The sequence below is a fragment of the Paenibacillus bouchesdurhonensis genome (assembly GCF_900155685.1).
Taxonomy (GTDB): domain Bacteria; phylum Bacillota; class Bacilli; order Paenibacillales; family Paenibacillaceae; genus Fontibacillus; species Fontibacillus bouchesdurhonensis.
The window spans coordinates 745,716-760,591 of sequence record NZ_LT732547.1; the positions used below are offsets into that span (position 1 = coordinate 745,716).

At 51.0% G+C, this 14,876-nt stretch carries 12 protein-coding genes; 5 read left to right on the plus strand and 7 right to left on the minus strand.

The window, feature by feature from the left end:
• Positions 1-61 precede the first annotated feature (61 nt).
• The 3 genes from CZ379_RS03005 to CZ379_RS03015 are packed head-to-tail and all read left to right on the plus strand — an operon-like array spanning position 62 to position 4,568.
• Complete coding sequence (locus CZ379_RS03005) at positions 62-1,987, plus strand: ABC transporter ATP-binding protein (protein ID WP_110930254.1); 1,926 nt, start codon at positions 62-64, stop codon at positions 1,985-1,987.
• On the plus strand, positions 1,968-3,806 hold the full coding sequence (locus CZ379_RS03010; protein ID WP_110930255.1) for an ABC transporter ATP-binding protein: 1,839 nt from the start codon (positions 1,968-1,970) through the stop codon (positions 3,804-3,806). Before CZ379_RS03005 ends, CZ379_RS03010 begins: the two co-directional genes overlap by 20 nt.
• A gap of 3 nt (positions 3,807-3,809) precedes the next feature.
• The gene (locus tag CZ379_RS03015) at positions 3,810-4,568 is read left to right on the plus strand and encodes an AAA family ATPase (RefSeq protein ID WP_110930256.1); all 759 of its coding nucleotides are present in this window, start codon (positions 3,810-3,812) and stop codon (positions 4,566-4,568) included.
• Between the two features lie 38 nt (positions 4,569-4,606).
• Here CZ379_RS03015 and CZ379_RS03020 read toward each other — a convergent pair whose 3' ends face one another.
• Complete coding sequence (locus CZ379_RS03020) at positions 4,607-5,113, minus strand: hypothetical protein (protein ID WP_110930257.1); 507 nt, start codon at positions 5,111-5,113, stop codon at positions 4,607-4,609.
• A gap of 296 nt (positions 5,114-5,409) precedes the next feature.
• On the opposite strand from CZ379_RS03020, the gene CZ379_RS03025 reads away from it, so the two are divergent.
• A complete protein-coding gene (locus CZ379_RS03025; RefSeq protein ID WP_234404787.1) occupies positions 5,410-5,889 on the plus strand; it encodes a class I SAM-dependent methyltransferase in 480 nt (159 codons plus the stop codon).
• Positions 5,890-5,929: 40 nt separating this feature from the next.
• Here CZ379_RS03025 and CZ379_RS03030 read toward each other — a convergent pair whose 3' ends face one another.
• Entirely contained in the window at positions 5,930-6,163 is a 234-nt protein-coding gene (locus CZ379_RS03030) for a hypothetical protein (RefSeq protein WP_110930258.1), read from the minus strand.
• A gap of 68 nt (positions 6,164-6,231) precedes the next feature.
• Complete coding sequence (locus CZ379_RS03035) at positions 6,232-6,987, minus strand: hypothetical protein (protein WP_110930259.1); 756 nt, start codon at positions 6,985-6,987, stop codon at positions 6,232-6,234.
• 420 nt (positions 6,988-7,407) lie between these two features.
• Here CZ379_RS03035 and CZ379_RS03040 point away from each other — a divergent pair, with 420 nt between their 5' ends.
• Complete coding sequence (locus tag CZ379_RS03040) at positions 7,408-7,794, plus strand: YmaF family protein (protein ID WP_110930260.1); 387 nt, start codon at positions 7,408-7,410, stop codon at positions 7,792-7,794.
• Positions 7,795-7,946: 152 nt separating this feature from the next.
• Here CZ379_RS03040 and CZ379_RS03045 read toward each other — a convergent pair whose 3' ends face one another.
• From CZ379_RS03045 to CZ379_RS03060, 4 genes are all read right to left on the minus strand, one after another.
• A complete protein-coding gene (locus tag CZ379_RS03045) occupies positions 7,947-8,978 on the minus strand; it encodes a ribonucleotide-diphosphate reductase subunit beta (RefSeq protein ID WP_110930261.1) in 1,032 nt (343 codons plus the stop codon).
• Positions 8,979-9,639: 661 nt separating this feature from the next.
• Complete coding sequence (locus tag CZ379_RS03050; RefSeq protein WP_110930262.1) at positions 9,640-11,973, minus strand: ribonucleoside-diphosphate reductase subunit alpha; 2,334 nt, start codon at positions 11,971-11,973, stop codon at positions 9,640-9,642.
• Positions 11,974-12,225: 252 nt separating this feature from the next.
• The gene (nrdG, locus tag CZ379_RS03055) at positions 12,226-12,744 is read right to left on the minus strand and encodes an anaerobic ribonucleoside-triphosphate reductase activating protein (protein ID WP_110930263.1); all 519 of its coding nucleotides are present in this window, start codon (positions 12,742-12,744) and stop codon (positions 12,226-12,228) included.
• Complete coding sequence (locus CZ379_RS03060) at positions 12,741-14,717, minus strand: anaerobic ribonucleoside triphosphate reductase (protein WP_110930264.1); 1,977 nt, start codon at positions 14,715-14,717, stop codon at positions 12,741-12,743. The genes nrdG and CZ379_RS03060 overlap by 4 nt, the downstream gene beginning before the upstream one ends.
• Between the last annotated feature and the right edge of the window lie 159 nt (positions 14,718-14,876).

Below are 14,876 nucleotides of genomic sequence, written 5' to 3' on the forward strand. Positions count from 1 at the left end.
ATGCAGCAGGAATAACTAGCTAGAGTGCGAAGTCAGGCGGAAATCGTGCGGAGGTAAGCAGATGGCTACAATATTATCCTTTATCAAAAAATACCGGATTGCCGCCATGTCGGCAATATGTATGATGTTGATCGAGCTCTTCGTAGAGCTGATTCAGCCCCTGCTCATTTCCCGCATTATTGATGACGGGATCGGCAAGCAGGATTTGTCGGTGGTCTGGCTATGGGGAGGCGTGCTCGTTGTGAGCGCGCTCCTTGCTTTTGCAGCCGGGGTGGCCAGCTCCTTTTTTGCATCTCATGCCAGCCAAGGCTTCGGGTATGATTTGCGCGATAGGCTGTATGCCAAGGTTCAGTCTTTTTCGTATGCGATATTCAGTAAATTTCAGACCTCGTCTCTCATTACGCGCCTGACCGGGGACATTACGCAGCTGCAGGAAATGGTGTTCATGAGCCTGCGTTTTGCGACGCGGGTTCCGCTTGTAGTGACGGGAAGCATCATTATGGCTCTGGTCGTGAATGTGAAGCTCGGCCTGCTGCTTACGGTGACGGCACCAGTGCTGGCGGTCTTTATTATGTGGATGATGAAAAAAACGTCCATCCTCTTTCGCGCGGTGCAGCAGCGGATGGATATGGTGAACGGAGTTATTCAAGAGAACTTGACCGGCATGCGCCTGATCCGCGTGTTTGTGCGCGTCGGTCATGAAATGAAGCGGTTTGAGAAGCGCAGCCAAGAGCTCATGCAGGGCACTATATCCGCTTTGCGGCTGACAGAGACGACGATGCCCCTCATGCTGTTGATGATGAACGGCGGAATCATTGCGATCCTGTGGTTCGGCAGGTTCGATATCGCAGCGGGCAATGCCACGATCGGTGAAGTTGTGGCGGTGCTGAATTATGCGCTGCGCACCATCGGTGCATTGTCCGCGTTATCTTGGATTATTAGCTCCTACTCGAGAGCCGCTGCATCAGGCCAGCGGATCGTGGAGGTGCTTCGCACGGAGGAGGGAGAGGATGCAGCGGTTGCATTCGCGAATGGGGCGAGCGGGTCAGCAGAGGATACGGCGTATGCCAAGCATACTGCATCTGCCAAGTCTCTGTCTGCGAGTAAGGCCAAGGGAGCTCATTCCGAGCTTGAAACGGAGCCAAGCAGGGGACAGGCTGCGGCTGAGAGGGAGAATGCGCGGCCGCGCTCATCGGGAGCAGAGAGTACCACCAATGCGAAGGCCCTCCTGCTCCAGGGTGAGGTAGAGTTTGAAGGAGTCAGCTTCAGCTATCCAGCAAGCGATATTAGGGTGCTTCAAGATATTACCTTTAAGGTTCATCCGCAGCAGCGAGCGGCAATCATGGGGGCTACCGGGTCGGGGAAATCCTCACTCGTTCAGCTCATTCTCCGATTGCATGATGCAACCGGGGGAACTATTCATATCGATGGCCGCGATATCCGGCGGATGGAGCCAGAGCAGCTGCGGGGGGCGATTGGCTATGTCCCGCAGGAGGTCATGCTATTCTCAGGCTCGGTGCGGGATAATATCGCCTGGGGACGCGAGGATGCGAGCATGGAGCAGATCGTGAAGGCGGCTAAGCGGGCGCAGATTCACGAGACGATCAAGCGGCTGCCGCAGGGGTACGACACCATGCTCGGGCAGCGCGGAGTGAACTTGTCCGGGGGACAGAAGCAGCGGCTGTCGATTGCCCGGGCGCTTGTCCGCCAGCCGGCGATTCTCATTTTAGACGACAGCACGAGCGCGCTGGATGTTCGGACGGAGGCGGCATTGCTGGAGGAGCTGAAGGGATTGTCCTGCACTATTTTTCTTATTACACAAAAAATCAGCTCCACCACGTCAGCCGACCTTATTCTCCTGCTCGATGAGGGGCGCCTTATCGCTCAGGGCAGCCATGAGGAATTAATGGCCGACTCGTCATTATACCGACGGATTTATGAATCTCAGTATGGGGAGGAGGCGCAGCATGTTCAAAACCTTCGTTGAACCGTTCCGGCATCCTTATCCGAAGCTGAATTCCAAGAGCGCAGGCTCCGCCCTGGGGCGCAAGCCAAAGGCCAAAGCGAAAAATTGGTCGGGTACGCTGGGACGCATCTGGCAGTATCTGGCCCAGCGCAAGGCCAAGCTGACGCTGGTTCTGCTCATGGTCGTGGTCAGCTCGGGGCTGGCGCTGCTTGGACCTTATTTGATTGGCGTAGCCGTAGATGATTTCCTCGCTGGGGGCGGGGGAGCGCCGTGGGTGTTATTTTTAACCGGACTAGGGGTTGTGTATATAGGTTTCTCGCTCAGCTCCTGGCTGCAAAATATATGGATGATCGAGATCGCCCAGGAGACAGTGTACCGGATGAGAATTGATCTGTTCCGCCAGCTTCATCGCCTGCCCATCCCGTTTTTCGGGACAAGGCAGCAGGGTGAGATTATGAGTCGGTTGACGAATGATATCGACAATGTCAGTTCGACGTTGAACAGCTCGGCGATACAGATTTTCTCCAGTGTGCTGACGCTGATCGGGACGCTGGCGGTCATGCTGTATCTCAGCCCGCTGCTAACGCTGCTGACGTTCATGATCGTACCGCTCATGATGCTCGGAATGCGCTGGATTACACGGCGGACAGGCCCGCTCTACAAGGAGCGCCAGAAAAATCTGGGCGAGCTGAACGGATATATCGAGGAGACGCTGTCCGGCCAGCGGATCATCAAGGCCTTCTCACAGGAGGAGCGGGTGATGCGCGAGTTCAGGGAGCGGAATGATGCGATCAGGCAGTCGGGATTTTGGGCGCAGACGATATCGGGCTTCATTCCGAAGCTGATGAATGCGCTGAATAATTTGGGTTTTGCGCTAGTCGCTGGGGTCGGCGGTATTTTGGCGATCCGCGGGGCGATTACCGTCGGGGTGATCATCGTCTTCGTGGAGTATTCGCGGCAGTTCACCCGGCCGCTTAATGATCTGGCGAACCAGTGGAATACGCTGCTGTCGGCGATTGCCGGGGCGGAGCGGGTGTTCGAGGTTATGGACGAAGAGGTCGAGGAAAGGGATGAAGGAGCGGCGGTCACGTTACAGCAGGTGGAAGGCGCCGTCCAGTTCTCGGACGTATCGTTCTCTTATGAAGAGGGCGGTGATACGCTGGAGGGCATCAGCTTTGAGGCGAAGCCGGGGGAGATGGTCGCTTTGGTGGGACCTACGGGAGCCGGCAAAACGACGCTGATTCAGCTGCTGTCCCGCTTCTACAATCCGTCTAAAGGGATCGTAACGGTCGACGGCCGGGATATTACATCGATCCGGCGCGAGAGCTTGCGCTCCCATATGGCTTTCGTGCTGCAGGATTCTTTTCTGTTCAAGGGTACGATTCGGGAAAATATCCGCTTCGGGCGGCTCGACGCGACTGATGAGGAGGTAGAGGAGGCGTCGCGCCTGGCGAATGCGCATTCCTTCATTATGCGTCTGCAGGATGGCTACGATAAAATGCTCGATGCAGACGGCAGCGGCATCAGCCAGGGGCAGCGGCAACTGCTGGCAATCGCGCGGGCGATTCTAGCCAATCCGTCGATTCTCGTGCTGGACGAAGCGACCAGCAGTATCGACACGGTGACCGAGCTTAAAATCCAGGAGGGCCTGCAGCGGCTGATGAAGGGCAGAACGAGCTTTGTTATCGCGCATCGGCTCAATACGATCCGGCAGGCCGATAAAATCCTCGTGCTGAAGGACGGCCGGCTGATCGAGCAGGGATCGCATGAGGAACTGCTGCGGCAGGAGGGCTTCTACAGCGAGCTGTATTACGGAACCTTGCAGGGAGAGGACGAGTAGCCTATGAGCGGTCTGTCGGTAATGGATGCCTATTTGCGCAGCATCGCGCTGCGGCGGGAGGAGGTGCCGTCCTTTCGGGAGTATCCCTTTCATCTGCCGGTGGTCGCTGGTCTGGATCGGCTTGAATTCCATCCGAGAGTGACTTATATCATCGGCGAAAACGGCATGGGCAAATCAACGCTGTTAGAGGCAATTGCTGTCGCCCTTGGCTTCAACCCGGAGGGCGGGACGCTGAACTTCAACTTCTCAACCGCCGAGACGCATTCCGAGCTGCATGAATATATTCGTCTGGTGAGAGGCGTGCGCAAGCCGAGAGACGGCTTCTTCTTCCGGGCGGAGAGCTACTATAATCTAGCCACAGAGATTGGACGGCTGGATGCGGAGGCGAGCTTCGGGCCAAATATCGTGGAATCTTATGGGGGCAGACCGCTGCATATGATGTCGCATGGCGAATCGTTTTTTGCGGCGTTTATGAACCGTTTTGGCGGACGGGGGCTGTATATTATGGACGAGCCGGAGGCTGCCTTGTCCCCGTATCGTCAAATGGCGATGCTGTCGCGGATTCACGAGCTTGTGAACGAATATTCGCAGCTCATTATTTCCACGCACTCGCCGATTATAATGGCCTACCCGGACAGCCTAATTTATCAGCTGACCCCGGAGGGGATTCGCGAGGCGACATTGGAGGAAACGGATCATTTCATCATCATGAAGGAATTTATGAATCATAGGGATCGTATGCTGAAGGAGCTGCTGAGGTGAGAAACTCCGGCGGCTTCTTTGTATCTATTTGATAGAGCTTACTGTAAATAAACGACTTTATTGGTACTATAGCTGAATGGCCTGATTACATCGCTTAATTTGATTTCCCCGACAATCTCTTTCGGTTCGCCGTTTACGGTATAATGAATTTCGACCTGAAGGGAATCACGCTTGCGAACGCGGATGTCTTGGATTAGATTGCTGGTATCTGAATATGCTTTGCCGTTAGCGGCATCTGGGAAAGTAAAGGGGTCGCCGGCTTGACTTAGGGACAGAATCATAGTTTCGCCAAGCGAGAATCCGTAACTGATTCCGTCAAAAGATTTATTTTCACCATTGATCTCCAGGAAATGCCCCGTAGTAAACAAAGCGTAGGGAGAAACCGCAACGAGATCAATGTCCCTCAAGTAGAGATCCTCGGTTGCTATATCGAAGGTATATACCGTCTGGCCGTAGCGGAGCTGGTATTGGCTGTAGAAAAAGGATATGGCTGCCCATAGGAAACAGATCGTTATCAGAGCTTTGATTAGTCTGCCTTTTTTCAATTTGTACGACTCCTATCTTTTTCATATTTTGTTAATCTGAGTATAGATGCTGGCTTGAGTCCAGGCAGTTAACTATTTAATACATAAAAGATTTATGAGGTGAGCGATCGATGATATTGGTAAGGGTGATCAAATACGGTACCTGCCCGGTGCAGCTGCAATGTAGCATGTAGCGGATAACCGATTGTACCGGGCGGAAGGGGCTTGTGAATGTTATCCGGCGGCTGCACCTCTCTGTGTTTCAGAATAGATGGACATTTTGCTTCAAAATGAGATGCATGAGAGAGGGATGCCAGATGAATCGTGAGAAATTTAGAGAAGCATGGAAGAAGGAAGAAGAGAGGGGCTTTCAGGGATGGGATTTCTCGCTGCTGACGGAGCGAATGGAGGAGGAGGAGCTGCCCTGGGATTATAAAGCCGCCGTGCTGGCTTATATGAGCGAAGAACGCGTGATGCTCGACATGGGGACTGGGGGCGGGGAGTTCCTTCGATCGCTTCGGCCTCCCAGAGGGAAGACGTATGCGACGGAGGCGTATCCGCCGAATTATGAGCTTTGTCGGGCCGTCTTGCCCGCTTACGGCATTGAGGTTAGGCTGATATCCGATGATGCGAGCCTGCCTTTTGATGACGGGTCCTTTGATTTGGTGATTAATCGCCATGAAGCTTATTCGGTTCAGGAGCTAAATCGAATTCTGAAGCCAGGAGGCTTGTTTATTACCCAGCAGGTAGGCGGACAGAACAATCGGGGGCTGTCTCGGTGGCTGGATTTACGGTGATGGAACAGCATGAGCGTCAGTTGAAGTAGAACAATCCTATTTAATGACCATTTTTCTTTTTCATACTTAAATAATATAAGTATAAACTTACAATAATCATTAACACACCACCAGCAAAAGTTAAATTAGTAATTAGCCATATATAGTTTGGTACAAGTACTTTCAATGAAACGATATCCCCCACTTTGTTAGAAAGCGTTAGATAAATGATAATTTTCTCTAAACCACTTAAAACTACCAAAAATATTCCCATAACAAAGATTGCTATATGCATAGTAATTCCTCCAATTCAAAAAATATGTTGGGATAAAGTCTGCTGACTTAATCCCAACATATCTTGTATTAAATTTCAAATGCTAAAGCAAATATTCCATCAGCATGCCCAGTTGATGTTTTTGTAGGCGATGCCCCCCAAACATCAGTCTTTGTCCCCATTGATTGGCAGCCAGTTATTGGGTAACAGCCGATATAGTGTATATCTCCTTTAACAAAAGTATATCTTGGAGCGAATGTTATATAACCCATTCTATCCTTTGGAATATATAGAGTATAGCTCAATTGTGAGGCAGATGATGATACCCATGTAAAGCCTGCATTTCCCTTAATAAAGTTTTTATCACCTGCAGTTAATCCTACTGACCAAGTTTCAGTAGAAGTAATTGTTTCAGTTGAACTAATTGGGCACGGGCTGGCTGAGCCCCTGCAATCAACTGAAGCGCTTGCCCGGCGAGGAGTCATTGCTTCAGTCCAACTTTGTTTTTTTTGAAAGTAGCTCGCATCCAGGACGTTTTGAGGAGTAAATTTATTATCTAAGGTTTTCTCAGTGCTTTTATTAATTTGAAGTTGATTTAAAAGTGAGCGACCTGATTGTAAGCTTGCCATGTATTCTTCTAATGTAATAGGTGTACCATCTGCTAAGAAAGCCTGTGTATAGACAAGACCATTTTGCGTATCTTTTAGTATTTTATCTCCCTTTTCATCATAGACAATACTTAAACCAAAGTTATCTTCTGCATTAATTTCTTGGAGATTGGCAGGGAGAATTATGATTCCAAACAATAAAGTAACAAGAAGGGTGTGAAATAATCTTTTTTTCATATACTTCTCCTTTAAGGGGATTTGATTGCCAGCCAGCAATATTGAGCGCTCATTAGAAATAATATACTTTCGTACATTTTTTTACCATAGTTAGGAAGTCGCTAATTCATAAATTCTAATTTTTAATCAATAGAATTATAACAAGATAAATATGGGAATATGGTAAATACGATAAATCAGAAAGAAAGGTGACCAAGATTGAAGAGAAATCTGATGAGTCATTGAGCCCAAATTTAGGAGTGAAATCATCTAATACTATTCTATGCCGCTACACTTTTTGCGATTTTCGATTTATAGACTCTTAACGCATGTGTTACATTGGATGGATGACGGCGAACTACCAGCAAAGCTTTAGGTTACTGCACCCTCCAATTCTCCTCAGCATACAATTCAGTATCTCAATGAAAAGGGGAGTTATTGTTGGAGATACCTGTGACTGGCTTTGTTGTTCATCGGGAGGATGGTTCCGATTCTGAGCACTCGCATAAGCTGTACATTACTTCTTGGAATGGGAGACCTGTGCATGTTCACCCTTTTGCAGGGGAGACATCCTTTGATGTTGGACATAAGCACCATTATGCGGGCAGAACGGAGCCGGCTCCAAGCGGAGTTCAGCACGTACACAATTACTGTGCAGTGACCTCTTTTAATGCTGGCCACGCGCATAAGATTAGAGGGACGACAGGACAAGCGATCCCACTGCCTGGGGGCGGACATTACCATTACTTCGAAGGATACACGACAGTAGACGGAAGTACGCCGCATCGGCATCACTACTGCGGGAAAACGGGCAACGAGGAAGGATAATTGCACATTAGTCCGGCATTGGCGAGCCAGGATATGGAGTCAACCTAGAAATCTAGCCAATTCTAAAAGCACCCCAGTGAAGCTTTATTGGAAATCCCTTGTAGCGGAAGTTGCCAATCTAAGCTCATGGGGTGCTTAATTATCGATTGCGATTACAAATCGTCGAATCCGTTGTCGTCGCCGACTTTGCCGTAGTTGCGGGATTTGGCTTCGAAGAAGTCCGTCTTCGTCGCGTTCAGCGCCTCGTCCGAGAACGGCTTGATCCATGGCATGCAGTTCACGTCCACACCTTCGTAGGCTTTGTCCAGGCCCATGAGGCCTAGGCGCTTATTGGCAATGTACTTGATGTAATCTCCGAGCTCGTTCAAATCGATGCCGCGGACTTCCTTGAGCGTGTAGTGCGCCCAGTTCGTCTCCAGCTCTACCGCCCGATCAATCGTACGGTATACGTAATCGATGTTTTCTTTCGTATTCAGCTCCGGATAGTCGAGCAGCAGCTGCTTGAACACCTCAGCGAAGAAGTAACAGTGCTGGTTCTCGTCCCGCTGGATATAGGAAATCATTTGGCTCGTGCCCATCATCTTCTGGTCGCGTGCCAGATTGTAGAAGAAAGCGAATGTGCTGTAGAAGAAAATCCCTTCTAGAATGAGATCCGCTACCAGCGATTCAAAAAACGTCTGAGGCGTTTGCTCATTACGGAAGTTCTGGTAAATTTCCGAGATGAACTTGTTCCGGTCGAGCAGTACAGGATCATGCTTCCAATATTCGAAAATCTCCTTTTGCTCCTGATCGGATACGATCGAGGATAGTACATAGGAATACGATTGGTTATGCACTACTTCCTGCTGAGCGATAATTGCGGAAATGGCTTCAAGCGAAGAATCCGTGAAGTAGCGTTTGACGTCCCCAACGAACATCGTCTGCATTGAATCCAGAACCGCAAGCAGCGAAATATTGATCTTGAACGTGCGCTGCTCTTCGGCATCCAATAACGGAAATTGCTGCGCATCCTTGCTCATTGGAATCTCGTCTGCAATCCAGTGGTTCAGCAGCAGTACCTTGTACAGCTTGTACATATGCGGCATGCGAATGTCGTTCCAGTTCAGAATCCCGGAGCACTCTCCATTAATGATACGAGTTGATTTATTCGGTGCCTCGGTATTAAAAATTGTTTGCAGTTGCAATGATCTCATCTCCTCAAAGCTTTGATGTTATTTGAAAATATACATGAAGTAGTCAGCCTAGGCCCATCGCGGGGATCGCCAGCAATCCCTCGAAGCTCATCCCTCACGCCCTGCACCAGTCCAAGCGAATCCCCGAAGGGGACAGCGCCACCTAGCACTCAGTCCCACAACGAACCGCCGTAAGCAGCACTCCGCTCAATCACCTCGAAGCATTAGCCAGCAATCCCTCGAAGCTGGCCCCTCACGCCCCGCACCAGTCCAAGCGAATCCCCGAAGGGGACAGTGCCGCCTAGCAGACCGCTCCACAACAAGCCGCCATAGTAGCAGTCCGCTCCCATGCAGAAGCGCGATCGTAGAGCGTGCCCGTCAGGGCGACAAGCGGCCCAGTTGCACGAACGACCTCGGGTGCGCTCGACAGCAGCAGTCTTCCGCAGCGTGTTTCCAGGTAGCCCGGGTGCGCCTAAAGTAAGACGTACCCGAAGGGGGAAAAGCGATCCACGCACCAGCCCATAGCGCATTCCCGAAGGGAACAGCGAGCAGGAGCGCCTCTATAACTCCAACGTTCCCCCAATTTGCGGGAGTCCCGAGGGCCGCAGGCCCTGGGAGCCCTCCCTTACGACAAGGGAGGGTTTGGGTGGGTTGGGATCCTGGTTGGGATCAATTAACTGGCGCAGCTCTCACACTCTTCAATCGTCAGCGCGCGGCTGCGAACATAGTAAGTCGATTTCAGGCCGGCCTTCCAAGCATGCAGATGCAGATCCAGGAATTCCGTCGCCTTGATGTCCGGGCGAACGTAAAGGTTGAAGCTTTGTGCCTGATCCACGTGACGCTGACGAGCTCCGGCCATATCGATCGACCAATGCTGGTCAATCAGGAAGGCCGTTTTGTAATACCAGATCGTCTTCTCGGATAGATCCGGCGCCGGGTTGGCGATTTTGTACGTCGTTTTTTCCTCATAAGAAAGCAGCTCATAGAGCGGGTCGATGCTCGCGGTAGAACCGGCGATGATCGAAGTCGATCCGTTCGGCGCGATCGCGAACATCCAGGCGTTGCGCACGCCGTTCTTGCTGACTTCCTCCGCCAGCTCGCGCCATTGCTCGGTCGTTACGAACTTGCCTTCACGAGTACCGTCGGTGTAATTCCGGTACGTGAAGTAGTTTCCGTTCTCCCAATCCGAGCCAGCGAACTTCGGATACCGGCCTTTTTCTTTGGCCAGCTCCATGCTGGATTTAACGAGCAGGTAGTTGATTTTTTCATAGAGAGCATCATTATATTGTACGGCTTCATCAGACTCCCAGCGGATGCCTTCCAGGGCCAGCAAATGGTGAAGCCCGAAGGTGCCGAGTCCAATCGCCCGGTATTGGCTGTTCGTGTACTGCGCTTGCAGTACTTCAATATTGTTAATGTCGATGACATTATCGAGCATCCGCGTCTGAATGGGTACGAGACGATCCAGCACTCCGGCTGGTACCGCGCGCGCAAGGTGGATCGAATTCAGATTGCAGACGACGAAATCGCCGGGGATTTTGGAAACGACGATACGAGTTTGCCCGTCTTTCGTCACGAGCTCTTCTTGCTCTACCACAGTAGGCGATTGATTTTGCATAATTTCTGTACACAGGTTCGAAGAGTAGATCATGCCGTGCGCCCGGTTCGGATTGGCGCGGTTGACGGTATCTCTATAGAACATGTATGGCGTGCCTGTCTCCAGCTGCGATTTCATGATCCGTTTCATGATATCGATGGCTGGCATCGTAATTCTCGACAGTGTTGGATGGTTAACAGCTTCCTCGTATCTTTGACGGAACTCGCCGCTGCCTACTTCTTTGTCGTAGAAATCTTCCAGCCCAAGCGGACGGCCGTTCTCATCCTTCCAGCCCATCGTCTTCTTCACTTCATGCGGGCAGAACAAGTTCCATTCGCCGCGAGCCTCGACGGCTTCCATGTAGAGGTCAGGGAGGCAGACGCCATGGAATACATCATGCGCGCGCATCCGCTCGTCGCCGTTGTTCAGCTTCAGGTCGAGGAAAGCGAGAATATCCTTGTGGAACACGTCCAGATATACCGCAATCGCTCCTTTGCGGGTTCCAAGCTGATCAACGCTAACGGCTGTGTTGTTCAACTGGCGAATCCAAGGAATAACGCCGGAGCTGGTGTTTTTGTGGCCGCGGATGTCCGAGCCGCGGGCGCGAACCTTGCCGAGATATACGCCGATGCCGCCGCCCATTTTGCTAAGGCGGGCTACATCCGTATTGGAATCGAAAATGCCTTCCAGCGAGTCGTCCACCGTATCGATGAAGCAGCTGGACAACTGTCCAGCGACTTTTTTACCAGCATTGGACATCGTTGGCGTAGCAGCCGTCATGTAAATATTGCTCATCGCCCAGTAGGCTTCTTTTACATAATCCAGACGCTTGTCCGCAGGCTCTTGGTGCATTAGGTACATCGCGATGACCATATAGCGTTCTTGAGGCAGCTCCATCGTGCGTCCGTCAAAATCGGTAGCAAGGTAGCGCTCGGCAAGGGTCAGCAGGCCGATATAGTCAAACAGCAGATCGCGAGTCGGGTCGATCAGTTGGCCAAGCTCCTCGATTTGTTCCTTTGTATAGCATTCAAGCAGCTCTTCCCGGTAAATCCCTGCTTTGCATAGCTCGGTAATGAGATGGTGGAATGAACCGTACGGTTCTTCCGGATAGGATTTATAGCGGCGGTTTACGGCTGCTTTTTTATAGAGTGAAGTTAGCAGGGAACGCGCTGCAGCAAATTTCCAATCTGGCTCATCCTTGGTGACGAGCTCCAGAGAGGACATCGTGAAGGCGTTGCTGATTTCCTCGCCAGTGACGATATCACTTCGCAGCTTGGCGGTCACGCCGCGCAGCAGACGCTCCTTACTTAGTGTATGTAATCCATCCAAAATTCGGTCGGCGTAAATCCCGAGACGGTCATTGTCGAACGCAAGTTGGCGGTTGTTTGGTTTGGTTACGAATGAAGGCATGTAAAAATTCCTCGCTTTCCTGACATAGGATATTCAATCTTGTCATCTCAATAGAATCTTAGATATAAAAATTATTAATTCTAAAATTGCAACTATTCGACGAAAAAAGAGGCGCTGCATATGCGGGCTCAAAAGATCAACAACTATACTCACATGATCGATAGAGGAGCTTCGAGCAACCACAATATGACTTGGCGCCAGTGACGTCAATAGAGTGAACACAAATCACAATTATACTAGAAAGGCAGTCAGCTAGAAAGAGAAAGTTGGTTGCCATTCGATAATGCCGCGGTGCGACAGGCTTGCCGGTATGTCGATCAGCCTTTGATTGGAGCTCCCGCGATAGAGCAGGGACGGATCCCGTAATTCATCGACGTAGCGCCCGTCCACTAACACATGGCAGCGGCTTAGCAGTCCATATTCCGGTGATTTCACGTCTTCGATTAACTCTTCAAACGTATAGCCGCTGTATATCCAAACGGATATAGGGCCTGCTGTTTCGCGCAAACGATCGAGGAATGCGCTGACTTCCGCCGCCGAGAAAAAAGGGTCTCCCCCCAGAATCGATAGTCCGCTTAATAACGGATTGCTAGCAATGTCCTGGATGATTTCCTGTTCCCGCTCAGGGGTAAACGGTTCGCCGTAATTAAAGTTCCAGGTGGCCGGACTGAAGCAGCCTTTGCAGTAATGGCGACAGCCGCTCACAAAAAGCGCTGCTCGCAGTCCTTCGCCTTCATTAATTGATTCCGGATAATAGCCGCAAATGTTCATGTCGAATGCTTAAGACGATCGCGAACCTCAGCCTGCTTGGCGGCATTAAAGCGTGTCTGGAAATCGCCGGTCAAATATCCGGTTACGCGCCGCAGGCGGCGGATATGGACGTCCTGTTCGCTGACGTTGCAGGATGGGCAAACCGCACCGATAATCCCTTCAAATCCACAGCCTGAGCAGCGGTCGATCGGATGGTTGATGCTGAAATAGCTGACTTGCTGCGACAATGCGTACTGAATAATACGCAGGAATGCGGCTGGATTGCTGCGGGCGTTGCCGTTAAGCTCGATGTAGGAGATGGCCCCCGCATTGCATAGCCCGTGAAAAGATGCTTCAAGCTCGATTTTTTTGGCAGCGCTGATGTCGTAATATACCGGTATGTGAAAGGAGTTCGTATAATATTCGCGGTCAACGATGCCCGGCACCTCGCCATAGTTAGCCCGGTCTTTCTTGGTGAATTTACCGGATAAGCCTTCGGCTGGCGTAGCGAACAGGGTAATGTTCAGGTTATGGCGCTCACTCTGGCGGTCGCAATAATCGCGCATGAAGGCGATCATATTATAAGCCTTCTTATATACCTCGGCATCTTCGCCGTGATGCTTGCCATACATGGCTTTCATACATTCCGCGAGCCCGATGAAACCGATCGAAAGACTGCCGTGCTTGATCAGTTCACCCACTGGATCTTCGGGATTCAGCTGCTCGCCGCCTTCCCATACGCCTTCGCGCATCATGAAATCGGACGCCTTCGCCTTCTGGGATGCTTGGATCTGGAAGCGGTGCAGCAGCCCGTCCAAGGCGATATCCATGTAATGCTCCAGTTCTTGATAGAAGCCTTGCTCATCTGCTGTCTGCCGCTGTCCTAATGCAATGCCGTGCTCCAGGCCAAGCTTGACCAGGTTCAAGGTGTTAAAGGACAAATTGCCTTTGCCGGAAAGATGGTTGCGGCCGAAGCGGTCGCTCAGCACCCGCGTGCGGCAGCCCATCGTAGCGAATTCGGTATCCGGGTTCTCCGGATCGTAATACATTAAGTTGAGCGGAGCATCCAGGTTGGCAAAGTTCGGGTAGAGACGCTTTGCGGAACATTCCGCCGCCTTCAGGAACAGCTCATAGTTGGGTTCGCCTGGCTGCTGGTTAACCCCCTGCTTACATTTGAAAATCTGAATCGGGAAAATCGGCGTTTCACCGCTGCCAAGTCCGCGCATCGTTGCGGTGAGCAGGGAGCGGATGACGAGCTGTCCTTCTATAGAAGTGCATGTACCGTAGTTAATGCTCGTAAACGGAATTTGTCCCCCCGCTCTGCTCGACATCGTATTGAGATTATGAATGAGGCTCTCGGCAGCCTGCAGCGTCTCGCTTTCGGTCTCTTTAACCGCATATTTAAAAGCTTTCGGATACAGGGTCTGAAGGTCGTTGCGATCCATCGTGATAAAGCCGTAATCCGCGTTCATGTCGCCTTCCTCGAAGTAATCCAGACCTTTGCGGAAATACTTTCCGAAGGATTTGGTCACATAAGGCGCCAGATCATGATCGAGTTTGTTGGCGGATACACCGCCGTATTGCGCATTTTGCTGGGATTGAAAAATGATCGCCACAAGCGCCATCGCCGTCATGATCGAGTTCGGCGGCCTTACGCTGCCGTTACCGGTGTTGAATCCCTCCCGCAGCAGCTTGTCGAATGGAATGAAGATGCAATTCGTCGTCCCAATCGCATATTGATCCAAGTCGTGAACATAAACAAAATTGTCTTGAATCGCCTGAACGAGCTGTTTAGGCATGACGAAGTGGCCTGCATACCACTTCGCGTATTCGCTGCCGAACTTGCTCAATTTTCCAGAGAAGCTTTCGCCGTTTAGATTGGCATTTTCACGCAGAACCTCAAGGTTACGGCTTTCCACGATTTCTTCTCCTAATGTAATAACTTCCTCCAGCATATCTTGGCGGCTTGTATAAACCTGATTCATAACTGCCATAACAAAGTTTACCTCCCGAAAAACTATACTTTAAAGGATATAAAAAGGCATTTCCGACCATGCAAGGTTGAAAATGCCCGAATGCGCGTTGAAATCCTCATCTTCTTATAGACAGAGATGAAAGTCTATGTAATCTGCAAGCGGACACCTACCTGTTCC

What these genes read in the sequence shown, in the direction of transcription:
- CZ379_RS03060 (WP_110930264.1), bottom strand. Translation starts at nt 14,717, where the DNA reads ATGGCAGTTATGAATCAGGTTTATACAAGCCGCCAAGATATGCTGGAG.
- nrdG (WP_110930263.1), bottom strand. Translation starts at nt 12,744, where the DNA reads ATGAACATTTGCGGCTATTATCCGGAATCAATTAATGAAGGCGAAGGA.
- CZ379_RS03030 (WP_110930258.1), bottom strand. Translation starts at nt 6,163, where the DNA reads ATGCATATAGCAATCTTTGTTATGGGAATATTTTTGGTAGTTTTAAGT.
- CZ379_RS03025 (WP_234404787.1), top strand. Translation starts at nt 5,410, where the DNA reads ATGAATCGTGAGAAATTTAGAGAAGCATGGAAGAAGGAAGAAGAGAGG.
- CZ379_RS03015 (WP_110930256.1), top strand. Translation starts at nt 3,810, where the DNA reads ATGAGCGGTCTGTCGGTAATGGATGCCTATTTGCGCAGCATCGCGCTG.
- CZ379_RS03050 (WP_110930262.1), bottom strand. Translation starts at nt 11,973, where the DNA reads ATGCCTTCATTCGTAACCAAACCAAACAACCGCCAACTTGCGTTCGAC.
- CZ379_RS03010 (WP_110930255.1), top strand. Translation starts at nt 1,968, where the DNA reads ATGTTCAAAACCTTCGTTGAACCGTTCCGGCATCCTTATCCGAAGCTG.
- CZ379_RS03005 (WP_110930254.1), top strand. Translation starts at nt 62, where the DNA reads ATGGCTACAATATTATCCTTTATCAAAAAATACCGGATTGCCGCCATG.
- CZ379_RS03035 (WP_110930259.1), bottom strand. Translation starts at nt 6,987, where the DNA reads ATGAAAAAAAGATTATTTCACACCCTTCTTGTTACTTTATTGTTTGGA.